This window comes from Bradyrhizobium sp. SSBR45G (genome assembly GCF_030159255.1).
In the GTDB taxonomy this organism is placed as follows: Bacteria; Pseudomonadota; Alphaproteobacteria; order Rhizobiales; family Xanthobacteraceae; genus Bradyrhizobium.
Map to the genome: position 1 here is coordinate 129522 of NZ_BSCT01000019.1, position 21509 is coordinate 151030.

The 21509-nt window shown below is 65.5% G+C and carries 20 protein-coding genes; 14 read left to right on the plus strand and 6 right to left on the minus strand.

From position 1 onward, the window contains the following. Positions 1-2: 2 nt before the first annotated feature. The 5 genes from QQL87_RS21575 to QQL87_RS21595 form a co-directional block, all read right to left on the minus strand. A complete protein-coding gene (locus QQL87_RS21575) occupies positions 3-1298 on the minus strand; it encodes an O-acetylhomoserine aminocarboxypropyltransferase (protein WP_284420534.1) in 1296 nt (431 codons plus the stop codon). A 313-nt stretch (positions 1299-1611) separates the two neighbouring features. Next, on the minus strand, positions 1612-2232 hold the full coding sequence (locus tag QQL87_RS21580) for a nitroreductase family protein (RefSeq protein ID WP_284420533.1): 621 nt from the start codon (positions 2230-2232) through the stop codon (positions 1612-1614). Positions 2233-2313: 81 nt separating this feature from the next. Beyond that, a complete protein-coding gene (locus QQL87_RS21585; RefSeq protein ID WP_502871199.1) occupies positions 2314-3312 on the minus strand; it encodes an aliphatic sulfonate ABC transporter substrate-binding protein in 999 nt (332 codons plus the stop codon). A gap of 1308 nt (positions 3313-4620) precedes the next feature. Continuing rightward, positions 4621-5091, minus strand: coding sequence for a TPM domain-containing protein (locus tag QQL87_RS21590; RefSeq protein ID WP_349817287.1), 471 nt, complete (start codon positions 5089-5091; stop codon positions 4621-4623). Further along, positions 5081-5791 (minus strand): TetR/AcrR family transcriptional regulator, encoded by a 711-nt coding sequence (locus QQL87_RS21595; protein ID WP_284420532.1) that lies wholly within the window; start codon positions 5789-5791, stop codon positions 5081-5083. The genes QQL87_RS21590 and QQL87_RS21595 overlap by 11 nt, the downstream gene beginning before the upstream one ends. A gap of 93 nt (positions 5792-5884) precedes the next feature. On the opposite strand from QQL87_RS21595, the gene QQL87_RS21600 reads away from it, so the two are divergent. Continuing rightward, entirely contained in the window at positions 5885-6547 is a 663-nt protein-coding gene (locus QQL87_RS21600; RefSeq protein ID WP_284420531.1) for an O-methyltransferase, read from the plus strand. Positions 6548-6690: 143 nt separating this feature from the next. Continuing rightward, positions 6691-7341, plus strand: a complete 651-nt coding sequence (locus QQL87_RS21605) for an aspartate/glutamate racemase family protein (RefSeq protein WP_284420530.1) — start codon at positions 6691-6693, stop codon at positions 7339-7341. Positions 7342-7359: 18 nt separating this feature from the next. Here the strand turns inward: QQL87_RS21605 and QQL87_RS21610 are convergent, their stop codons facing one another. Beyond that, complete coding sequence (locus QQL87_RS21610) at positions 7360-8718, minus strand: LLM class flavin-dependent oxidoreductase (protein WP_284420529.1); 1359 nt, start codon at positions 8716-8718, stop codon at positions 7360-7362. Positions 8719-8907: 189 nt separating this feature from the next. Here QQL87_RS21610 and QQL87_RS21615 point away from each other — a divergent pair, with 189 nt between their 5' ends. The 12 genes from QQL87_RS21615 to QQL87_RS21670 all read left to right on the plus strand — a co-directional run bounded on the left by QQL87_RS21615 (position 8908) and on the right by QQL87_RS21670 (position 21011). Further along, positions 8908-10572 (plus strand): tannase/feruloyl esterase family alpha/beta hydrolase, encoded by a 1665-nt coding sequence (locus QQL87_RS21615; protein WP_284420527.1) that lies wholly within the window; start codon positions 8908-8910, stop codon positions 10570-10572. A gap of 153 nt (positions 10573-10725) precedes the next feature. Continuing rightward, entirely contained in the window at positions 10726-10935 is a 210-nt protein-coding gene (locus tag QQL87_RS21620) for a PRC-barrel domain containing protein (RefSeq protein ID WP_284420526.1), read from the plus strand. A 306-nt stretch (positions 10936-11241) separates the two neighbouring features. Then, positions 11242-11394 carry a hypothetical protein gene (locus tag QQL87_RS21625; protein WP_502871200.1) on the plus strand — a complete coding sequence of 51 codons (153 nt, stop codon included), beginning with the start codon at positions 11242-11244 and terminating at the stop codon, positions 11392-11394. Between the two features lie 296 nt (positions 11395-11690). Beyond that, complete coding sequence (locus tag QQL87_RS21630) at positions 11691-12851, plus strand: transporter substrate-binding domain-containing protein (RefSeq protein WP_284420524.1); 1161 nt, start codon at positions 11691-11693, stop codon at positions 12849-12851. After that, positions 12848-13513, plus strand: a complete 666-nt coding sequence (locus QQL87_RS21635) for an ANTAR domain-containing response regulator (protein WP_284420522.1) — start codon at positions 12848-12850, stop codon at positions 13511-13513. The genes QQL87_RS21630 and QQL87_RS21635 overlap by 4 nt, the downstream gene beginning before the upstream one ends. A gap of 9 nt (positions 13514-13522) precedes the next feature. Further along, positions 13523-14761, plus strand: a complete 1239-nt coding sequence (locus tag QQL87_RS21640) for an urea ABC transporter substrate-binding protein (RefSeq protein ID WP_284420521.1) — start codon at positions 13523-13525, stop codon at positions 14759-14761. 95 nt (positions 14762-14856) lie between these two features. Further along, on the plus strand, positions 14857-15729 hold the full coding sequence (locus tag QQL87_RS21645; protein WP_284420520.1) for an ABC transporter permease subunit: 873 nt from the start codon (positions 14857-14859) through the stop codon (positions 15727-15729). A gap of 11 nt (positions 15730-15740) precedes the next feature. Then, entirely contained in the window at positions 15741-16805 is a 1065-nt protein-coding gene (locus QQL87_RS21650) for a branched-chain amino acid ABC transporter permease (RefSeq protein ID WP_284420518.1), read from the plus strand. Continuing rightward, positions 16805-17521 (plus strand): ABC transporter ATP-binding protein, encoded by a 717-nt coding sequence (locus QQL87_RS21655; protein ID WP_284420517.1) that lies wholly within the window; start codon positions 16805-16807, stop codon positions 17519-17521. Before QQL87_RS21650 ends, QQL87_RS21655 begins: the two co-directional genes overlap by 1 nt. Continuing rightward, positions 17514-18230, plus strand: coding sequence for an ABC transporter ATP-binding protein (locus QQL87_RS21660; RefSeq protein WP_284420515.1), 717 nt, complete (start codon positions 17514-17516; stop codon positions 18228-18230). The genes QQL87_RS21655 and QQL87_RS21660 overlap by 8 nt, the downstream gene beginning before the upstream one ends. A gap of 39 nt (positions 18231-18269) precedes the next feature. Next, on the plus strand, positions 18270-19259 hold the full coding sequence (locus tag QQL87_RS21665) for an acetamidase/formamidase family protein (RefSeq protein WP_284420514.1): 990 nt from the start codon (positions 18270-18272) through the stop codon (positions 19257-19259). A gap of 12 nt (positions 19260-19271) precedes the next feature. Continuing rightward, a complete protein-coding gene (locus tag QQL87_RS21670) occupies positions 19272-21011 on the plus strand; it encodes a nitrilase-related carbon-nitrogen hydrolase (protein WP_284420513.1) in 1740 nt (579 codons plus the stop codon). Positions 21012-21509 lie beyond the last annotated feature (498 nt).

Here is a 21509-nt window from a genome sequence, read left to right on the forward strand (position 1 = left end):
GCTCACACCTTCTGCGAGGCGCGCAGCGCCTGTCCGAGATCGTCGATGATGTCTGAGGCCGCCTCGATGCCGACCGAGAGCCGGATGAGCTCCTCGCCGATCCCGGCGGCAGCGAGCTGGGCCGCGTCCATCTGCTGATGCGTGGTCGAGGCCGGATGGATCACCAGCGTCTTGGCGTCGCCGACATTGGCGAGATGGCTGATCAGCTTCAGGCTCTCGATGAACTTGCGTCCCGCGGGACGGCCGCCCTTGATGCCGAACGAGACGATCGAGCCGGCGCCGCGCGGCAGCAATTCCTTCGCCAGCGCATGATCTGGATGCGTCTCCAGCGACGGATGCAGCACCCAGTCGACGGCTTTGTTGGCTGTCAGCGCCGCCAGCACCGCGCTGGTGTTGGCGACATGGCGCTCCATGCGCAGATGCAAGGTCTCGACGCCCTGCAGCAGATGAAAGGCGTTGGTCGGCGACAGGCAGGCGCCGAAATCGCGCAGGCCTTCGGTGCGTGCGCGCATGATGAAGGCGGCGGTGCCGAACTGCTCGTCGAAGACGATGCCGTGGTAGCCGGCGTAGGGCTCGGTCAGCACAGGGAATTTCCCCGAGGCGCGCCAGTCGAACCGGCCGCCATCGATGAGCGCGCCGCCGATCGCGATGCCATGGCCGCCGAGCCATTTGGTCGCCGAATGCATCACGATGTCGGCGCCTTGTGCGATCGGCTGGCTGAGATAGGGTGTGGCAAAGGTGTTGTCGATCAAGAGCGGGATGCTGGCGTCATGCGCGATCGCGGACACCTTGGGAATGTCCAGCACCTCGAGGCCGGGATTGCCCAAGGTCTCGCCGATCACGAGCCGTGTGTTCGGCTTGATCGCGGCGCTGAAGCCGTCGAGGTCGCGCGGCTTGACGAAGCTCGTGGTGATGCCGAAGCGCGGCAGTGTGTGCGCCAGCAGGTTGATGGTGCCGCCATAGAGCGAGGACGAGGCGACGATGTGGTCGCCGGCATTGAGGATCGTGGCGATCGCCAGATGCAGCGCCGCCTGGCCGGATGCGGTGCAGACTGCGCCGACGCCGCCTTCGAGCGCGGCGAGCCGCTCTTCGAGCACCGCCGTCGTCGGATTCGAGATGCGGGTGTAGATGTGGCCGGCGCGTTCGAGGTTGAACAGCGCGGCGGCGTGCTCGGTGTCGTCGAACACGTAGGACGTGGTCTGATAGATCGGCACCGCGCGGGCGCCGGTCGCGGGATCCGGATGCTGGCCCGCATGCAGGCTCAGGGTCTCGAAGGCAGGCGGTTTCGGCGGCGGCATGCGGGTTTCGGCTCTCGTCTGATGTTGATCCTGCTTTCTGCCATAGATTTCATCGGGCGTCAGGGGCGGTGGCCTCATGGTTCGAGACGCGCCGCGAGGCGGCGCTCCTCACCATGAGGGGTAAGAACTCGCCCGTGGTAACGGTGGAATCTCGCCGCGCATCACTCTCATCGCGCCACGCATTCCGACCTCATCCTGAGGAGCCCGCCGGAGGCGGGCGTCTCGAAGGATGGCTGCGAGCACGCGTCCCCCAGGAAATCCGCCTCTCCATCATAGGCGGCGCCGTGACGCCGCCCCTGTGCATTCGCGAGCCTTAGCCGCCGAAGCTCTTCGGGAACAGGCCCGACGCCGCGATCTCGCCGATGGCGAGGCGCGGGCTCGGCTTCTCGCGCTCCTTGAGCATGGCCGGCAGCTTCTCGCCGTCGCCCTTGCGTCCCACGGCGATCGCGATCTCCACCGCGAAATCATCGGGCACGCCGAGCGCGGTCTGCGCGGCGGCGACGTCGAAGCCGCTCATGCCGTGGGTGGCCCAGCCGGAGATCGCGGCCTGATTGGCGAAGTTGGCCCAGGCGGCACCGGCGTCGAAGGAATGCGTGCGGGTCGGCGCCGGCTCGGTCTTGCCGGCCGGGATGAAGGTCTTCTTCGACAGCACGTAGACGATCGCTGCGGCATGCTGGGCCCAGCCGCGGTTGAACTCGATCAGCGGCGCCAGGAAGGTGTCGAACGCGGCCGAGCCGCGCAGCGCGTAGAGGAAGCGCCAGGGCTGCGAATTGTAGGAGGAGGGCGCCCAGCGGGCCGCCTCGATGAAGGTCAGCAGCTCCTTTTCAGGCAGCGCCTCGTCGCTGAAGCCGCGCGGCGACCAGCGGTCGACGAACAGGCGGTGCGCCGGATGCTCGGTGGTGCGGTCGGTCGGCGGGACAAGATGGGTCGTCACGGGGGTCTCCTTCAATCAGGCTCGTCATCGGGCCTCGTGCCCGGCGTCGCTGCAGGGCACAAACCTCAGGTCCTCTCTGGCTTACGGCGCCTTCGGAGTCCAGATCGCCAACGCAGATGTGTCCACCTTCGCGGGCAGCACGCGCTCGGCCAGGAAGGCATCGGCGATCTTCTGCTGTTCGGAGAGGCCGGCCGCCGTGACCGCGCCGACGGCGTAGGAGCGGTGGCTGTTGGCCTCCTCGACAGTGGCGGCATCGATGCCCCAGAGGCCCGCGAGCTGGCCGGCGGCGGCCGCCGGATTGGCCTTCACCCATTTGCCGGTCTCGACAAGTTTGCCATAGATCACGTTGAGGACGTCGCTCCGCTTGGCGGCATAGTCGGCCGAGGCGAGGTAGTAGCGCTTGTAGCTGGCGAGCCCATCGCCGCCGTCGGCGAGCACGCGCGCTCCGGATTGGCGGATCGTGCTGCTCAGGAACGGATCCCACGCCACCCAGGCATCGACATTGTTGCTGACGAAGGCGGTGCGGCCGTCGGCGGGCGGCAGATAGGCCGGGGTGATGTCCTTGAAGCTCAGCCCCGCCTTGGCGAGCGCCGACAGCAGCAGATAATGGCTGCCGGCGCCCTTGGTCACCGCGATCTTCTTGCCCTTGAGCTCGGCGAGCGACTTGAGCGGCGAGGTGGTCGAAACCAGGATCGCCTGCGCGGACGGCGAGGCGGCCTCCTCGGCGACATAAGCGAGCTTGGCTCCCGCGGCCTGCGCGAACACCGGCACGGTGTCGGCGACATCGGCGCCAAAATCGAGGCTGCCGATATTGATCGCTTCGAGCAGCGGCAGGCCGCTGGAGAATTCGTGCCAGGACACCTTGATGTCGAGCGGCGCCAGAGCCTTCTCCAGCTCGCCATTGGTCTTGAGCAGGGCGATCAGGGTGGAGGATTTCTGATAGCCGATGCGCAGCGTCTCGGCGGCGTCAGCGCGCGACGCGGCGAAGCCGCCGAGCAGGGCGATGCCCATCACCATCACGCTGCGGCGGGCCAGCCTCAGGGGGCGCGATCCGCGCGCCCCGTTGAAAGATGATGTCATGCGAAATCTCCTGAAAGCCGATGCCTGCCAATCTGACCGGATCATTCGCAGGAACGGTTGTCCCGCGCAATTTTGCAGATCGGTTGGGATGGAGAGGAAAGTTCTTCATTCGGCCCTGTCGCGAGAAAATCTGTCTTCCTGCCGAGGGGGTCGATCAGGCAGCCATCCGCAGGCTCGCGGCGCTCCAGGCGTCCGAGATTAAGTCTGCCGTTCGTCCCTCCTCGAGAGGAGGGCACAGGGAAGGCCGGGCGTCGACTGACACCCATGGCCCGCGTGCAAAAAAGGAAGCACGCGGCGGTTACCACAGGATCAGCCGGACTCCCGGCCTTCCCTGCGCAATGGGCTTACGGCTTATACGCGCTCTCCCCGGTGCGCCGTGCGTTCTGGCCACCGTCATCCGCAGGACCGCCTGAGCATGTTCCCGCGAACTTGATACTAGCGTCGGAGTATCAGGACCACGCGACTTCGCCGTCCGGCTCCCATCGTTCGTCCGCATGCGTGACGCACGCTGCGACGAGAACCGGCCATCGCATCCCACCCAACGTTTCGTGACGTTCGCGAAAGCGCCCCTCGATCGGGCAGGATGGGGAGATAAGATCATGATTTCGGTAAAAAAGAAAGAAGAATATTTTCCGCGGCGGGACTGGACAGGGCAAATCAGCTTGAGATCGCGGGCAAATTTCGCTTATTCGCGCACGCAGGCGCCGTGCCGTCCATCTTTCGCCGCCTCCGCACCGCTGCGCAATACAGTGCCCTCGCCCCTTGCGGGAGAGGGCATCTCCGGCCGATCCGCGTACTCGGTTGGGTGAGGGGTCTCTCTCAGTAGGCAACGCTCGCGGAGACATACCCCTCACCCAACCGAGTTCGCTGCGCTTTCCTACATGCCCTCTCCCGCAAGGGGCGAGGGCGCAGCAATGGCCACCGCATGCGCGGCGAAATCGAAACTCTCCCCAGAGGTTTGGGCGGTTGTCCGATCGAACTGCCTTGCATCTGCCGGCCGAGATCAAGCGCGGGAGCTCATGCGCGGATCTGGCCTGAAGCCTCCGACTTGTGCGGTACAGCAAGGCGGAGCCATTGGTATGCAGAAGCTGCGGGGCAACCTCGTTCGGAAGACAGCTCGTGAATAAGGACCGAGTCAGCGGCGTCCGCATTCAGCCCTTTACGGACGTGGGCTATCGGCCAAGGCTGTGGCCGGTCGGCTGATGGCGCAGCCCGTGTACACCTAGCTTCGGAAATAATCCTTTCGTTCCGTGCCAACAAGAGGCATCGGTAGCCAGCAACTCGCCGGCTAGTTATATTGAGAGTGTCTCATTTATGAGGTAGCTCCGATCCGTGTAAAGTATTCGTAGCGGGTACCGGCGCGGCGTCGATAGTCTCTAAAATGCGATCGACTCCTTCGGAAACACCCTCAGCAAAATTGCGGAGTTTGAATTGTGGTACGATTATCTCGTCGATGATCCGTTTAGCTGAAAGATCATCGAGTACGGCGACAAGGCCGTAACCAACCTCGATGCGTAGCTTTCGATCATTCATCGCTATAGTGAGTAACACGCCGTCATCGATGTTTTTCCGACCGAGCTTCCATTGATTCGCGACGCGCAGCGAATATTGCTCAATGCTTTCTGGCAACGTCGTCGGCACGATTAGTACCCCGACCTGGCTTCCTTTGCGCTTCTCGAAGTCCTTCAACTTGCGTTCGAGCGCTTCGGCTTGGTCGTTGCTCAGCGTCGCCGTCTGATCGACAACACGCCCTGTTGAAGTCGGAATTTCAATGTTCACTCCCGGTGCAGTTGCGGACAGCGGCGAGACACGGGTTTCGGCCTGTGAAGGCTGCCTGGCAAACAGGACGCACGCGACAATCGCGACGACCGCCAAAACAAGCCTCATAATTCTCTCCCGATCTAATCTTCTCTCGCTCGGCGCGGCTGCGCGGTGTCTCCGAGAAATGCTTGCCGACCTGGCTGAGCGTCGTCTTGACCAGGTCGGCGACGCGGGCACGCTCGGCATCCGAGGCCTTGGGCAGCGCCTCGCGCATGAACGCCAGCACGGCGCGATGTCCGGCCGCCTTGGCCTGGCGCGCCTCCGGCGCGTCGCGGTAGAGCGGGGCGGCGTCGTCGAGCGCGCCGCGTATGGCGGCCTCGTCGCATTCCGATTGCAGGAAGGCGTGCACCAGCGCCCGTAACCTCGCCAAAGGCGGGCAGCTCGCATCCTCCAGCATGCCGCGCAGCAGATCGGTGGTCTGCTGCCATTCGTCGCTCTGCAGCCGGAACAGGATCGCGGCCTTGTTGGGGAAGTACTGATACAGCGAGCCGACGCTGACGCCGGCCTTCTCGGCGACACGCGCGGTGGTGAAGCGCTGCGCGCCGTCCTTGGTCAGAACCTGAACAGCGGCCTGCAGAATGGCCGCGACGAGGTCGGCCGAGCGCGCCTGCTGGGGCTGTTTTCGTGCGGAAATCCAGGCTTTTCGGCGCGGGGCCATAGGGCGTTCCGAAATGCGATTAGCGAATGCGAATGTTTATTCGTATTTTGACCGGGACGCAAACGACACACCTGACTACGACGGAGATTGCCCATGATCACCCTGACCACCCCACCGCTGGCCCCGCTGCTCGATCGCCTGCTCGCCGAGGCGGCGATGCTGCGGCCGGAGACGAGCCCGATCTTCGCCGGCATGGCCGAACGGGGCGAAGAGCTGATGCGCAGCAAGTCCGGCCATGTCGAGCTCTACTCTCAGCTGAAGGATTTTCCGCTGCCGGTCTCGCGCGAGACCGGCATGCTGCTCTACATGCTGGCGCGCAGCGTCAGTGCCCGGTCGATTGTCGAGTTCGGCACCTCGTTCGGCATCTCGACCTTGTTCCTGGCGGCGGCGCTGCGCGACAATGGTCGTGGCCGGCTCATCACCACCGAGTTCGAGCCGTCGAAGATCGCGCGCGCCCGCCGCAATCTGGAGGAGGGTGGGCTCGCCGATCTCGTCGAGATCCGCCAGGGCGATGCGCTGCAGACCCTGAGCACCGATCTGCCAGATGCGATCGACCTGGTGCTGCTCGACGGCGCCAAGCCGCTCTATGGCGACGTGCTGGCGCTGCTCGAGCGCCGGCTCAGCCCCGGCGCGTTCATCGTGGCCGACAATGCGGATTTCAGTCCCGATTATCTTGCCCATGTCCGCTCGTCGGCCAACTTCTATCTGTCGGTGCCGCTCGGCGCGGAGGTCGAGCTGTCGATGCGGATCGGGTGAGGTGTGCGGCCGCGCGGATAAGGTCGACGCCGGAGCTGCGGCGGGGGCTTCAATCCGGGCGCACGCGCCAATGGGCCCGGAGTTGACGTCCGGGCGGCAATTGTTCACGACGGGACGCCCGTCAATGTCAGCGATCGCCCCTCATGTCTCGCATTCTCCTGATCAACCCGAACAGCTCGGCGGCGACGACCGCGATGATGGTGTCGATCGCGACCGCGTGCTGCGCCGGGCGGGCGGAGGTGGCCGGCGCGACCGCCACGCGCGCGCCGGCCATGATCGTCGACGCGCGGGCTCTGGCGGCGTCGGCGGCGGAAGTGGTCGAGATCGGCCGTGCGCATGGTGATGCCTGCGATGGCATCATCGTCGCTGCGTTCGGCGATCCCGGCGCGGCTGAGCTGCGTCGCCTCGTCCCGCTGCCGGTGATCGGAATCGGCGAGGCGTCGATGCGCGCGGCCGGGCAGGGCGGGCGGCGCTTCGGCGTCGCCACCGTGACGCCGGCGCTGGTGGCGAGCATCGCGGGTCTTGCAGGCGCGCTCGGGCTCTCCGCGCAGTTCACCGGAACGCGGCTGACGGAGGGCGATCCCGCCGCGCTCGCTGCCGACCCCGCGCGGCTCGTCGATGCGCTCACAGATGCGACGCGCGCCTGCATCGATCAGGATGGCGCCGAGGCTGTGATCATCGGCGGCGGGCCGCTGGCGCAGGCCGCCGATGAGCTGCAGCCGCAATTCGCGGTGCCGATCATCAAGCCGATCGCGGCGGCGGTGGCGCAGCTGCTGCAGCGATTGTCGGCCTGAACGGCAGCAGGGCGACGGCTACGGCCGATAGCCCGCCGCCGGATGCGGCGCTGCGAGCCGGGCGCGGCCGAACATTTTCTCGCGCAACGTTCCCGTCTGGTACGCCTTCTTGTAGCGGCCCCGCGCGGTCAGCTCAGGCACCAGCATGTCGGCAACATCGGCAAAGCTCTCCGGCGACAGCGCGAACGCAAGGTTGAGGCCGTCGACGCCGGTCTGCTCGATCCAGCTTTCGATGAGATCGGCGACTTTCGCGGGCGAGCCGACGAACACCGGGCCGATGCCGCCGATGCCGACATGCTCGGCGACCTCGCGCACGGTCCAGACCCGGTCGGGATCGGCACGCGTCACGTTGTCCATCGCGCTGCGGCCGGCGTCGTTGAGCACGTGGCGGACCTGCTGGTCGAGCTCGTAGGTCGAGAAGTCGACGCCGGTCCAGCCCGACATCAGGGTCAGCGAGGCCTCGTGGTCGATGTAGCGGCGATAGTCGGCGAACTTCGCCTCGGCTGCCGCGTCGGTCTCGCCGAGCACGACGGTGGCGATGCTGAAGATGACGATGTCGCTGCCCGCGCGGCCGGCATCCACTGCGGCCTGGCGGATCGCGGCGACGCGCGGCGCGATGATCTTGGCCGAGGGGCCGGACATGAACACGCATTCGGCATGGCGGCCGGCGAACACGCGGCCGCGCGGCGAGGTGCCGGCCTGATACAGCACCGGCGTCCGCTGCGGCGACGGCTCGGACAGGTGGATCGCATCGAGCTGATAATTCGGTCCGTCATGCACGACGCGATGGACCTTGGCGGGATCGGTGAAGATGCCGCTGGACCGGTCGCGCTTGACGGCGTCGTCCTCCCAGCTGCCTTCCCAGAGCTTGTAGACCACCTCCATGTACTCGTCGGCGACATCGTAGCGGTCGTCATGCGCGGTCTGGCGCTCCTTGCCCATGCCGCGCGCGGCGCTGTCGAGATAGCCGGTGACGATGTTCCAGCCGATGCGTCCTTGCGTGAGGTGATCGAGCGTCGACATGCGGCGCGCGAACGGATAGGGCGGCTCGTAGGACAGGGTGCAGGTGACGCCGAAGCCGAGATGCTCGGTCACGGCCGCCATCGCCGAGACCAGCATCATCGGATCATTGACCGGCACCTGGATGGCATGGCGCAGCGCGGCGTCCGGATTGCCGCCATAGACGTCGTAGACGCCGAGCACGTCGGCGAGAAACAGCCCGTCGAAGCGGCCGCGCTCCAGGGTCTTGGCGAGATCGAGCCAATAGGGCAGGCGATTGTAGTCGGAGGAGCGGTCGCGCGGATGCCGCCACAGGCCGGGCGACTGGTGCCCGACACAGTTCATCGCAAACGCATTCAACCGGATGTCCGCAGCCATGATGGTCCCTCGACGCTCTCTTGAGCCAATCAGATGGCACGCTTCGGCTGACGTTTTCAATCGCGCGGATGCGCACGGCCGCTTGCGGCGCGCGCAGGCTTGGCTATGGTCGTGAGGTGATCAAGCGCGCCGCGAAGCAATGATGCGCGCAAGGCGGGCCGCGGCCCGCCGTTTGGGAGGACGAGAGTGATGCAGATCCGGTTGACGGCGCTGGCCGCGTTCTTGTTGGGCTCGTCGGCGATGGCGTCGGCCCAGGCCGAGGATTTCAAGGCGAGCTGCGCCGCGCTGGCGCAGGGCTTTTCCGGCAGCGGCCGCATCGTCACGGCGGAGTTCGTCGCCGCCGGCGGCGTGCAGCTGGCGCCGCCGGCGCCTGCCGGCGCGACCGCCCCCGCACCGGACCATTGCCTGATCCGCGGCAAGATCAACGAGCGCACCGGCAGCGACGGCAAGCCCTATGCTGTTGGCTACGAGCTGCGATTGCCCGCGACGTGGAATGGCAAGTTCGTCTTCCAGGGCGGTGGCGGCGTCGATGGCGTGCTGCGTCCGGCGCTCGGCCTCTTGACCGGCGCGACGCCGCCGAACGCGCTCTCGAACGGCTACGCCGCGGCGTCGACCGATTCGGGCCATCTCGAAGAGCCCGGTCCGCTCGGGCCTTACCAGTTCGGCCTTGATCCGCAGGCGCGGCGCGACAAGGGCTACAGCTCGATCCCGCCGGTGGCCGCGGCCGCCAAGGCGGCAAGCGAGAAGCTCTATGGCAATGCGCCCAAGCGCTCCTATTTCGCCGGCTGCTCCAACGGCGGCCGCCAGGCGATGGCGGTGACGCAGCGCTTTCCCGAGCTGTTCGACGGCGTCATCGCCGGCGCGCCGGCCTATCGCGTGCCGCTCGCCGGCATCGACGTGATCGCACAGTCGCAGGCGCTGCTGGCGATCGCGCCGCCCGGCGCCGACGGCAAGGCGGATGTCGGCAGCGCGCTGACCGACGACGACCTGAAGCTGGTGGCCGACGGTGTGACCGCTGCGTGTGATGGCGCCGACGGCGTCAAGGACGGCATGGTGCAGGATGTGATGGCCTGCCGCTTCGATGCGGCCGTGCTCGCCTGCAAGGAGGGCGAAAGCGCGCAATGCCTGTCGGCGCCGAAGCTCAAAGCCGTCAAGCTGATGTTCGACGGCAGCCGCAATGCGATGGGCGGGCTGATCTATTCCCGCTGGCCTTACGACCCCGGCCTTGCTGCGCCTGGCTGGCGGGCCTGGAAGCTCGGCACGCCGAAGTCCAGCCCGCCGAATGCGCGCAATCTGACGCTGATCGCCGGCGGCGTGCCGTATGATTTCATGAGCCCGCCGGAGACACCGACCGATCTCGTCGCCTGGGTTCGCAATTTCGATCTCGACCGCGATACGCCCAAGGTGATGAAGGGCGCCGGCGGCTTCGACGCCGGGATGGAATATGAGGCGGCGACCTCGACCGATCTCGACGCCTTCAAGGGCAAAGGCGGCAAGATGCTGTTCTATCACGGCACAGCTGACCCGATCTTCTCGGCGCTCGACACGATCGATTATGTCGATCAGCTCAAGACAAAATACGCCGACGCCGACGGCTTCGCTCGGCTGTTCCTGGTTCCCGGCATGAACCATTGCGGCGGCGGACCGGCGACCGATCAATTCGACCTGCTGAGCGCGCTCGACGCGTGGGTCGAGGGCACCGCCGCGGCGCCGGATGCCATTCGCGCCACGGCCCGACGTGCGCCCGACGTGCCATGGCCCGGCCGCACGAGGGATCTCTGCGCGTTCCCGAAGGTGCTGACCTACAAGGGCAGCGGCAGCCTCGAGGAAGCGGCGAGTTTCGCGTGCCGCTGACGCGGTGGAACGGGAGGCACCGCGCGCTCGGCGGCATGCACGATCGCTTGATGAGCGGTTGACGCAGGTCCGTTGCGTTCCGACCTGAGGGGCAGGTTGGCTGCATCCGCAGCCGCGCCCGGCCATTATCGCCGTCGATCCACACGAGTCCTCATGGTTGCCGTCAAATCGCGAGCGTTCTGCATCCTGCGTGAATTCGAACAGGCGCAGGCGGAATTGATCGGAAAAGCAGTGGCGTTGAGCGACGGCAAGGCTGGCACGGTGGAGCGGCTCCATCTCGACGAGTTCCACGGGCTGCGCATCGAACTGGGCGGCCATGAGGGACGCTGGCCGGTCTCGACCATCAAGTTCGCGCAGACGTGACGCCGCGGGCCAATCGGTTCCCGGCGCGGCCTGAGCGAGGCTGCGGTTCCGTATCAAGTGATACGCGCGACGCCCGGAGCCGCAGCTAACATCCAATCCGGTCAGGTGGGTTCCGGCAGCTTTCGGAACGAACGAGCTTCCCGTCCCTTGATTCACCTAAGTCGAGGCGTGCGGGCAATTTTATCATCTCAGGTTGAGTAGCAGAACAAGAGAAATCGGGTATCAGTTCGCATGGAAACAGAAACCGAGAAGAAGCGGCGTCGGCGCGTCAAGCAAACATTGTCCTTGGGCGAGCGTTTGCTGCAGATGGCGCGCAAGGCGCGCGAGACGGCGGAGCTCCTGCCGCCCGGTGTCGAGCAGGCGGAGCAGTTGCGCCGCGCGCGTGAGGCGGAAGCGATTGCCGATCTGGATCAGTTCTTGAGAAGTCCGGTCCGCCAGGACTCGCCGCGTTCGCGCTGAATTTCTCGTTGGCAGACGCGGAATTGTCGATGCGTCGCAGGCGCCGGGTCAGTCTGCCGCACCTGCATCATTTTGCTGCATGAGAGCATGAATTGGTGCAGTGGTCGCTGCAACAACGCGCTTGACAGGATAGGTGTTCTAAGGGACCGTAACGTCCATGCGTTGGGCAAGGCAGCCCTGAGACGCAAGACGATCAAACCATTTCCAACGCCGCGCTGCTTGAAGCGTGTTTGGTTGGTGGCGAGGGCGCCCTCGGCTTCACGGCCGACGGGCGCTTTTTTGTTTTGGGACGCGGGATGACACGGACGACGTATCGCATCGGGGTGATGTTCTCGACGACTGGCTCGTACAGCGTCGTCGCGCGCTCGATGCTGAACGGCGCGCAGCTCGCGCTTAGCGAGATCAACGCGGCCGATGGTCCGATTGCGCTCGAGCCGGTCGTGGTCAATCCGGCCGGCGATCTCTCCCAATATCGCGCTCTGGCGCGGGAGCTCCTGAGCTCCGGCATCCGCCAGGTGGTCGGCTGCTACACCTCGTCGAGCCGCAAGGAGGTCATTCCCTGCTTCGAGAAGTTCGACGGGCTGCTCTGGTATCCGTCGCACTATGAGGGGTTCGAGAGCTCGGACAACGTCATCTACACCGGTGCTGCACCGAACCAGCACGTGCTTCCGCTGGTCGACTACCTTGCCTCCCGTGTCGGCAAGCGCGCCTTTTGCGTCGGCTCGAACTACATCTGGGCCTGGGAGAACAATCGCATCTTCCGCGAGGCGCTCTCCGCGAGAGGCGGCACTGTGCTGGCCGAGCGTTACCTGACAGTCGGCGATACCGAGTTCGACCAGGTCATCGCGGCCATTCTCGAACAGCGCCCCGACTTCGTCTTCAACAACCTGATCGGCACCAGCGCCTATGCCTTCTTCCGCGCCTTCCGCGCGGCCTGCCGCGCCGCCGGCATCGACCAGGCGAACGAGATTCCGGTCGCCAGCTGCACGCTGTCGGAGCCCGAGCTGCAGGAGATCGGGGCCGAGGCGGTCGACGGCCATTTGTCGTCGAGTGTGTATTTCTCCTCGCTGAACTCGCCGGAAAACGCGGCCTTCATGCAGGCTTACACGCGCGCGTTTCCCGATGGTCCGGTCGTCTCGGCCGATGCCGAAGCCTCCTACATCGCCGTCAGGCTGCTCGCGGCGACGCTGGCGCAGGCCGGCAGCGACGAGTCGCGCCTGGTGCGCGGCGCCGTCGCCAATCAGCGCCTGCTGGCGCCGCAGGGCGAGGTGCGGATCGATCCGCAGACCTACCACGCCTGGCTGACGCCGCGCATCGGCCGCTCCGCGGCCGACGGCCAGTTCGAACTGCTGCTGGAAGCGCGGCAACCGATCGCGCCCGATCCCTATCTCGTGCAGTCGTCGCCGCGCTTCGCGACATCCATGCGTCCTCCGCTGCTCCGAATGGTGAAGTCATGACCTTCCGATTGCTGCAGAACTTCAAGGGCGGCCGCGCGCTGGTGATCACCAAGCGGGCGGGGTGGGAAACCACACTGGAGACGACGCTCGCCAAGCTCGGCGTCGCCTGCGAATACCCAGAGATCATCGACGGCCGCGCGCAGCTCGATGTCGGCGCCTTGCTGCCGGAACGCGACATCCTGTTCATCGATGGCGATCTCGAAGGCGCCGTCGCCATCGAGGTCAACCCGGCCTCGAAGCTGCCGCCGGTGCCGGTGATCGGCCTCGTCGGCGTCGAGGCGCCGAGCCGGCTCAAGGCGCTGGTCAATCTCGGTGCCACCTCGTTCCTGCGCAAGCCCGTGCATGGCGGCGCCGTCTACACCGCGCTGTTCCTCGGCATCAATCAGTTCCTGCTGCGCACCGACATGTACGAGAAGCTGCAGGATCTGGAGAGCCGCCGCCGCGGCCGCCGCGCCGTCATCCGCGCCGTGGTGCTGTTGATGCAGGAGAAGGGTCTCAACGACGACGATGCCTATTCCGCGCTTCGCCGCGACAGCATGCGGGCGCGGCAGAGTCTGGAGCTCTATTGCGAGGAGTTCCTGAAGAGACGGGCGAGGCCGCCCGATACGCCGGAACGCCCGAGCAGCATCACGCTGCAAGGCGGCAACAAGCAAGCGATGTAGGAGCATCACATGACCAGATCTGTATTGCGGGGGCTGCGCGCTGCGGCCCTCTCGGGGACGCTTGTCTTCGCGTCAGGCGCATATGCCGCCGAAGCGCCGATCAAGCTCGGCGTGCTGGAGGACCAGTCCGGCGACTTCGCCGCCGCGACGATCGGCAAGGTCCACGCCATCCAGCTTGCGGCCGAGGAGATCAACAAGGCCGGCGGCATCATGGGCCGGCCGCTCGAACTCGTGACCTACGACACCCAGTCGGACAACACGCGCTACCAGGAGTTCATGCGCCGCGTGCTGCAGCGGGACAAGGTCGACGCCGTGTTCGCCGGCTTCTCCTCGGCCTCGCGCGAGGCCTACCGGCCGATCGTCGACCAGTTCAACGGCTTCGCCTTCTACAACAACCAGTATGAAGGCGGCGTCTGCGACGGCCACATGGTGGTGACCGGCGCCGTGCCGGAGCAGCAGTTCTCGACGCTCATCCCGTACATGATGCAGACCTACGGCAAGAAGGTCTACACGCTCGCCGCCGACTACAATTTCGGCCAGATCTCGGCCGAGTGGGTGCGCAAGATCGTCAAGGAGAACGGCGGCGAGATGGCCGGCGAGGAGTTCATCCCGCTCGGCGTGTCGCAGTTCTCGCAGAGCATCCAGAACATCCAGAAGGCCAAGCCCGACTTCGTCGTGACCCTGCTGGTCGGCACCGCGCAGGCCTCCTATTACGAGCAGGCGGCCTCGGCCAACGTCAACCTGCCGATGGCCTCCTCGGTCAACGTCGGCCAGGGCTACGAGCACAAGCGCTTCAAGCCGCCGAGCCTGAAGGACATGTACGTCACCACCAACTACATCGAGGAGATCGATAGCCCGAAGAGCAAGGAATTCTACGCCAAGTTCAAGGCCAAGTTCCCGAACGAACCCTATGTGAACCAGGAGGCCGAGAATTCCTATCTCGCGCTCTATCTCTACAAGCAGATGGTGGAGCGGGCGAAGTCGACCAACCGCGACGAGATCCGCAAGGTGATCGCGATGGGCGACGTCTGCATGGACGCGCCGGAAGGCAAGGTCTGCATCGACCCCAAGAGCCAGCACATGTCGCACACGATCTATCTCGCCAAGGTCGGCGCGGATCATTCGATCTCGTTCCCGAAGGTCTGGGAGGACATCAAGCCGTACTGGCTCGGTGACGCCGGCTGCGACCTGACCAAGAAGGATCCGATGGCGCAGTACACGCCGTCGAATCCGCCGCCGAAGCCCTGATCGGCGGGTCGTTGCCCCGGCGTCCCCTCACGCCGGGGCAACGTTGCCCTTCATCGTCGCGCGCATCCGCTTTTCCAGTCAGACCCGACGGACCCATGGACATCGCAACCCTCGCATTCTCTGCGCTCTACCAGTTCGGTGACGCCTTCGCCTTCCTGGTGCTGTCGGCCTGCGGGCTTGCGGTGATCTTCGGCATGATGGGCGTGATCAATCTCGCCCATGGCGAGTTCATCATGTGCGGCGCCTATGTGACGGCTGCGACCGTGCATGCCGGGCTGCCGCTGCCGCTCGGCATTCTCTGCGGCACCTTGGCCTCCGCTTTGGTCGGTGTCCTCGTCGAGTTGCTGGTGATCCGGCATCTCTATGAGCGGCCGCTCGACACCATCGTCGCCACCTGGGGCCTCAGCCTGATCGCGACGCAGGGCACCCTGATTCTGGTCGGATCGACCATGGCTGGCGTCGGCACGCCGTTCGGCAGCTTCCAGGTCGGCGCCTATTCCTATTCGATCTACCGCATCGTGCTGTTCACAGCCTCGCTCGCCGTGCTCGGCGCATTGTATGCGCTGTTCAACTGGACCCGGTTTGGCGTGCTCGCGCGCGCCACCATCCAGGTCCCGCATATGGCCGCCGCGCTCGGCGTCGACACGCGGCTGATCTACAGTCTCACCTTTGCCTGCGGCGCGGGGCTCGCGGGCCTTGCCGGCGGGCTCTATGCGCCGACCATGACCCTGGTGCCAACCATGGGCGCGACCTTCATCATGGAGGCGTTCGTCACCGTGGTGATCGGCGGCGCCGATGTGTTCCTCGGCACGGCGCCGGCCGGCGGCATTCTGGCGATTGTGAAATCGGGCATGACGTCGTGGCAGGGCCAGCTGTTCGGCCAGATCGGGTTGCTGATCGCCGTCATCATCGTGGTCCGGGTGCTGCCGAAGGGCATCTCCGGCTTCGTGCTGCGCGAACGGACCTGAGGGGCGCGAGCATGACCGGATTTCTGTCCCTGTTTCGCCGGCTCGAAGGCCCGCAGACGCTCGGCCGCGGCCCGGCGTTCTGGGCGCTGTTCGCGCTGGTGCTCGCCGGCGCGCTGGCCTATCCGCTGTTCAGCGACGGCTACACGGTCGGCAACACCGTCTACTTCTTCGTCTGGGTGTTCATCGCGCTCAGCCTCAGCCTGATCTGGGGCTATGGCGGCTCGCTGTCGTTCGGCCAGACCGCGTTCTTCGGCATCGCCGGATACAGCTACGGCATCCTGACGATCAATTTCGGCGCGTCCTACGGTTTCACCTGGATCGCGTTGCTGCTCGCGGTCGGCATGGCCGCGCTGATCGCGGCGCTGCTCGGCTATTTCATGTTCTTCGGCCGCATCGCCGGCGTCTTCCTCGGCATCGTCACGCTCGCCGTGACCCTGATGCTCGAGCGCTTCATGGCGCAGACCGCCGGCCCCGAATGGCGCATCGGTGCCGCCCGGCTCAACGGCTTCAACGGCATGAGTGCGATGCCGCCGCTGACCATTCCGTGGTTCGGCGGGCCGATCGTGCTGTTTGCCGATGTCGGACTCTACTACGTCGTGCTCGCGATGCTCGTGCTGGTCTATCTGGCCTTGCGCATCCTGATGAACTCCGCCTTCGGCAACGTCATCGTGGCGATCCGGGAGAACCCCGAGCGCGCGGAGATGCTGGGCTACGACATCCGCAAATACCAGCTCATCACCTTCGTGATTGGTGCTGCGCTCGCCGGCCTCTCCGGCGTGCTCTATACCGTGTGGGGCCAGTACATCACGCCCTCCAGCATGGGCATGACGGCAGCGTCGCTGCCGCTGATCTGGGTGGCCGTCGGCGGCCGCAGCGATCTGACGGCGACCATCATCGGCACCCTGGTGGTGCTCTCCGGCTTCCAGGCGCTGACCATCTATGGCAGCCAGTATGCGCTGGTCTTCATGGGCGTGCTGCTGGTCCTGACCGTGCTGATCGCGCCCAACGGCCTCGTGCTCGGCGTGATCAACTGGATCACCAAGCTCGTGACGCGGCGCAAGCAGGAGGCGGCGTGATGGCGCTGCTGCAGCTCCGCGACGTGAACAAGCATTTCGGCGGCCTGCACGTCACGAATGCCGTCAATCTCGTGCTAGAGCAGGGCGAGATTCACTGCCTGATCGGACCCAACGGCGCGGGAAAAAGCACCTTGTTCCGCCTGATCCTCGGCGAGCATCATCCGAGCAGCGGCCAGATCAGCTTTGCCGGCGAGGACATCACGGCGCTGAAATCCTTTGCGCGCATCCGCCGCGGGCTCTCGGTCAAGTTCCAGGTGCCCGGCGTGTTCAAGGGCCTGTCGGTGCGGCAGAACCTCGAGATCGCGCTGCAGAGCCGGCTCAGCGGCGCAGCGCTTGCCAAGGAGATCGACCGTCTCTTGGCCTTCCTCAATCTCGACGCCGAGCAGGCGCAGATGGCGGGCAATCTCAGCCACGGCCAGAAGCAGTGGCTGGAGATCGGCATGGCGATCGCGCTGAAGCCGCGGCTGCTGCTCCTCGACGAGCCGACCGCCGGCATGTCGCCGGAGGAGACCCACATGACCGGCGAGATGGTGCGGCGGCTGAACGCGGCCGGCATGACCGTGCTCGCGATCGAGCACGACATGGCCTTCGTGCGCCAGGTCGCGCAGCGCGTCACCGTGCTGCATCTCGGCCAGGTGTTCGCGCAAGGCTCGATCGACGAGATCGTGGCCGACGAGCGCGTCGCGGCGATCTATCTGGGGCAGGCGCATGCGTAAGGAAGTCATCCTCACCACCGTAGGCCTGCGCGCCGGCTATGGCGGCAAGCCGGTGCTTCAGGGCCTGGAGATCGAGGTCCGCGAGGGCGAGATCGTCGCCGTGATCGGCCGCAACGGCGTCGGCAAGTCGACCCTGATGAAGAGCCTGATCGGGCTGGTGCCGGCGATGTCAGGCTCGATCGTCTATCGCGGCGAGGCGGTGGAGCATCTGCCGGCGCACAAGCGCGCCCGGCTCGGCATGGGCTATGTGCCGCAGGGCCGCGACGTGTTTCCGCGGCTGACCGTCGGCGAGAACATCGCGGTGGGAGCTGCGATCAAGGGCGGCGGCATCCCGGAGGAGGGGCGGCAGCGTGTCATCGGCGCGTTCCCGATTTTGGAGGAGCGCTGGAGCCAGCGCGCCGGCACCATGTCCGGCGGCCAGCAGCAGCAGCTCGCGATCGGGCGCGTGCTGATCGCCGATCCCAATCTGATTCTGCTCGACGAGCCGTCTGAAGGCATCCAGCCCAACATCGTGCAGGACATCGCCCGCAACATGGTCGAGCTCAACCGCCGGACCGGCGTCACCATCATCCTGGTCGAGCAGAATCTCGACATGATCCGCGCCATGGCGCAGCGCTGCTACGTCATGGACAAGGGCCGCATCACGGCAAGCCTCGCGCGCGAGGCGCTCGACGATCAGGCCGAGATGCGCAGGCATCTCGCCGTGTAGTCTGAAGAAACGTCAACAACGAGCACAAGGAGAACGAGCATGGCCTGGCATTCGGAGTCGATCATGGCCCGCAGGGGCATCGCGAGGGGTGCGCGCGGCGTGCACCATGTCATCACCGAGAAGGACCAGGGCAAGTATCACTACGTCTACGGTCCCTATGTCGATCCCGTGCTGACCATCGATCCCGGCGCGGTCGTCTCCGCCGAGACGCATGACGCGTTCGAAGGCGCGATCAAGCACGAGACCGACAGCCCGTCGAAGATCCTGAACTTCCCGTTCCTCAATCCGCAGAACGGCCCGATCTACGTCAACGGCGCCGAGAAGGGCGACACGCTCGCGGTCTACATCGAGAGCATCGTGCCGCGCGGGCCGCAGCCGCGCGGCACCACGGTGATCATGCCGGAGTTCGGCGGGCTGGTCGGAACGGGGAACACCGCGCTGCTCAACCCGGCGCTGCCGGAGCGGGTGAAGAAGCTCGAAATCACGGCCGAAAAGGGCACCGTCTGGAACGACAAGATCACGCTGCCCTATGAGCCGTTCATCGGCACCATCGGCACCTCGCCGGAGATCGAGGCGATCTCATCGCTGGTCCCGGACTACTATGGCGGCAACATGGATCTGCCGGATGTCGGCACCGGCGCGATGATCTATCTGCCCGTCAACACCAAGGGCGCGCTGCTCTATCTCGGCGACTGCCATGCCGCGCAGGGCGACGGCGAATTGTGCGGTGTCGCGATCGAGCATCCGACGGTCACGACCGTGCGGGTCGACCTGATCAAGGGCTGGCCGATCGCCTGGCCGCGGCTGGAAACCAAGGACTTCATCATGACCATCGGCTCTGCCAGGCCAATGGAAGATGCGGCGCGCATCGCCTATCGCGAACTGTGCCGCTGGATGGCGGCCGATTACGGTTTTGAGGAGATCGACGCCTACATGCTGCTGACCCAGGCCGGGCGCGTCCGGCTCGGCAACATGGTCGATCCCAAATACACGCTCGGCGCCTCCATCAAGAAATCGTTCCTGGTCTGAGGGCAGGGTGTGATGTCGTCGAAGGTCAAGGTCGCCACCGTCCAGTTCGAGCCGACATTGGGCGAGAAGGAGCGCAATATCGAGAGCCTGCTCGCGCTGTGCGAGCAGGCGGCATCGTCCGGCGCGAAGCTGATCGTGACGCCGGAAATGGGCACGACTGGCTATTGCTGGTACGATCGCGCGGAGGTGGCGCCGTTCGTCGAGAAGGTGCCGGGCTCGACCACGCATCGCTTCGCGGCGCTGGCGAAGCGTCACGGCTGCTTCATCGTCATCGGCATGCCCGAGGTCGATGACGACGACATCTACTATAACAGCGCGGTGCTGATCGGTGCGGACGGCGTGATCGGCCGGCACCGCAAGACCCATCCCTACATTTCCGAGCCGAAATGGGCCGCGGCCGGCGACCTGCACAACCAGGTGTTCGAGACGCCGATCGGCCGCATTGCGCTCCTGATCTGCATGGACATCCATTTCGTCGAGACGGCGCGGCTGATGGCGCTCGGCGGCGCCGATATCATCTGCCACATCTCGAACTGGCTGGCCGAGCGCACGCCGGCGCCATATTGGATCAGTCGTGCCTTCGAGAATTCCTGCTACGTGATCGAGAGCAACCGCTGGGGGCTGGAGCGTACCGTGCAGTTCTCCGGCGGCAGCTGCGTCATCGCGCCCGACGGCACCTTGCCGGCCGTAATCGACAAGGGCGACGGCATGGCCTTCGCCGAGATCGACCTGGCCACCGCGCGGGCGCGGCGCGTGCTCGGCGAGCCCGTGTTCGCCCAGCGCCGGCCGGAGCTCTATCCGGAGCTGCTGACCAATACCTACAGCTGGAACCCGCGCGATTTCTTCGGCCTCTATGGCCATGAGCCGTGGCCGGCGGGGAAACGCTCGCGGATCAGCGTGGCGCAGTTCGCGCCGTCATCCGACGTGGCTGCCAATCTCCAGCGCATCGCCGGGCTGGGCGCGGCCGCGAAGTCCGAGGGCGCCGAGCTGGTGGTGTTTCCGGAACTTGCGGCAACAGGGCTGACCGATCCGGCCGGAACGGCCGAGCCGATCCCAGGCCGCGTCACGGCCAGTCTCGCCGAGATCGCAGCGGGGCAGGGGATCACAATCGTCTGTGGACTTGCGGAACGAGACGGGAACACTATCTACAACTCAGCCGTTCTGGTCATGCCCGACGGTAAAATCTCAACCTATCGCAAGACCCATCTGACGACGGCCGAACGCAGCTGGGCCAGCGCCGGGGATGCGTGGACGGTGGTCGACACGCCGATGGGACGGATCGGCATCCTGATCGGTCATGATGCCGCATTCCCGGAGGCGGGACGGGTGCTCGCGCTGCGCGGCTGCGATCTGATCGTGTGTCCCTCGGCCGTGAAGGGCACCTTCAGTGCGGCGCATGCGGGGACGGAGGTGGTGCAGCCTTCGCCGGTCCCCACCGGCGCCGATCCGCATCATTGGCATCACTTCCGCGTACGCGGTGGCGAGAACAACGCCTACTTCGCATTCGCGAATGTGTGCGATGCCGCGAATGGCTATCGCGGCCTCAGCGGTGTGTTCGGTCCGGATAGTTTTGCGTTTCCGCGCCGCGAGGCGATCATCGATCGCGACGAGGGCGTTGCGACAGTCGAGATCGACACCAGCAATCTCGACAGCGTCTATCCGACCAACGTCGTCAGGCGGAAAGATCTCGTCTGCATGCGCATGCCGCACTCGTATCGCGCGCTGGTGCAACCACGTGCGAGCAATTTCTGACGCTGCGCGCGCGTTCCGTCTCAAAATGGAACGAGAACGGCGCGTGAGGGGGCGCAGAGCGGGGTGCGACAGCGCTATCCACAATTCTGCACAGCCGTCGCAAAAAGTTCTTGCACGGGATGCGGCATCGCACTATCTCACCACCACGCCAGCCGGACATCACTGATGACTGAGGCCCCCGACTTTCGGGACCAACGTTGCTTTATCTGATGTTTCTTTCTTCCGACTGGCTCCTGAGTTTTTCTTCAGAAAAGCTCTTGACGGTCTCTCAAAATCAGCTATGTGAAGCGCCCCGGCAACGGAGACTTCGACGGCGAAAGAGACCGAAGAAGATGATGCACTAAGTAGTTCGATGCGAACTAATAAGTGCGGGCTGTTTGACAAGTGAAGATGAAGAAAGAGAAACGTGGACGGCGGAGTCCTTGCGGGTCTCGGGATTTAGAGCTTCGGCTTTTGGTTCTGGGATCGGACGAGAAGACTTCGGCGGACAATGTTTCA

Coding starts and splice junctions, on each gene's coding strand:
- QQL87_RS21615 (WP_284420527.1), top strand. CDS start 8,908: ATGCAGATCCGGTTGACGGCGCTGGCCGCGTTCTTGTTGGGCTCGTCG.
- QQL87_RS21630 (WP_284420524.1), top strand. CDS start 11,691: ATGACACGGACGACGTATCGCATCGGGGTGATGTTCTCGACGACTGGC.
- QQL87_RS21650 (WP_284420518.1), top strand. CDS start 15,741: ATGACCGGATTTCTGTCCCTGTTTCGCCGGCTCGAAGGCCCGCAGACG.
- QQL87_RS21640 (WP_284420521.1), top strand. CDS start 13,523: ATGACCAGATCTGTATTGCGGGGGCTGCGCGCTGCGGCCCTCTCGGGG.
- QQL87_RS21670 (WP_284420513.1), top strand. CDS start 19,272: ATGTCGTCGAAGGTCAAGGTCGCCACCGTCCAGTTCGAGCCGACATTG.
- QQL87_RS21605 (WP_284420530.1), top strand. CDS start 6,691: ATGTCTCGCATTCTCCTGATCAACCCGAACAGCTCGGCGGCGACGACC.
- QQL87_RS21655 (WP_284420517.1), top strand. CDS start 16,805: ATGGCGCTGCTGCAGCTCCGCGACGTGAACAAGCATTTCGGCGGCCTG.
- QQL87_RS21595 (WP_284420532.1), bottom strand. CDS start 5,791: ATGGCCCCGCGCCGAAAAGCCTGGATTTCCGCACGAAAACAGCCCCAG.
- QQL87_RS21645 (WP_284420520.1), top strand. CDS start 14,857: ATGGACATCGCAACCCTCGCATTCTCTGCGCTCTACCAGTTCGGTGAC.
- QQL87_RS21665 (WP_284420514.1), top strand. CDS start 18,270: ATGGCCTGGCATTCGGAGTCGATCATGGCCCGCAGGGGCATCGCGAGG.
- QQL87_RS21585 (WP_502871199.1), bottom strand. CDS start 3,312: ATGACATCATCTTTCAACGGGGCGCGCGGATCGCGCCCCCTGAGGCTG.
- QQL87_RS21660 (WP_284420515.1), top strand. CDS start 17,514: ATGCGTAAGGAAGTCATCCTCACCACCGTAGGCCTGCGCGCCGGCTAT.
- QQL87_RS21620 (WP_284420526.1), top strand. CDS start 10,726: ATGGTTGCCGTCAAATCGCGAGCGTTCTGCATCCTGCGTGAATTCGAA.
- QQL87_RS21625 (WP_502871200.1), top strand. CDS start 11,242: ATGGCGCGCAAGGCGCGCGAGACGGCGGAGCTCCTGCCGCCCGGTGTC.
- QQL87_RS21635 (WP_284420522.1), top strand. CDS start 12,848: ATGACCTTCCGATTGCTGCAGAACTTCAAGGGCGGCCGCGCGCTGGTG.
- QQL87_RS21575 (WP_284420534.1), bottom strand. CDS start 1,298: ATGCCGCCGCCGAAACCGCCTGCCTTCGAGACCCTGAGCCTGCATGCG.
- QQL87_RS21610 (WP_284420529.1), bottom strand. CDS start 8,718: ATGGCTGCGGACATCCGGTTGAATGCGTTTGCGATGAACTGTGTCGGG.
- QQL87_RS21600 (WP_284420531.1), top strand. CDS start 5,885: ATGATCACCCTGACCACCCCACCGCTGGCCCCGCTGCTCGATCGCCTG.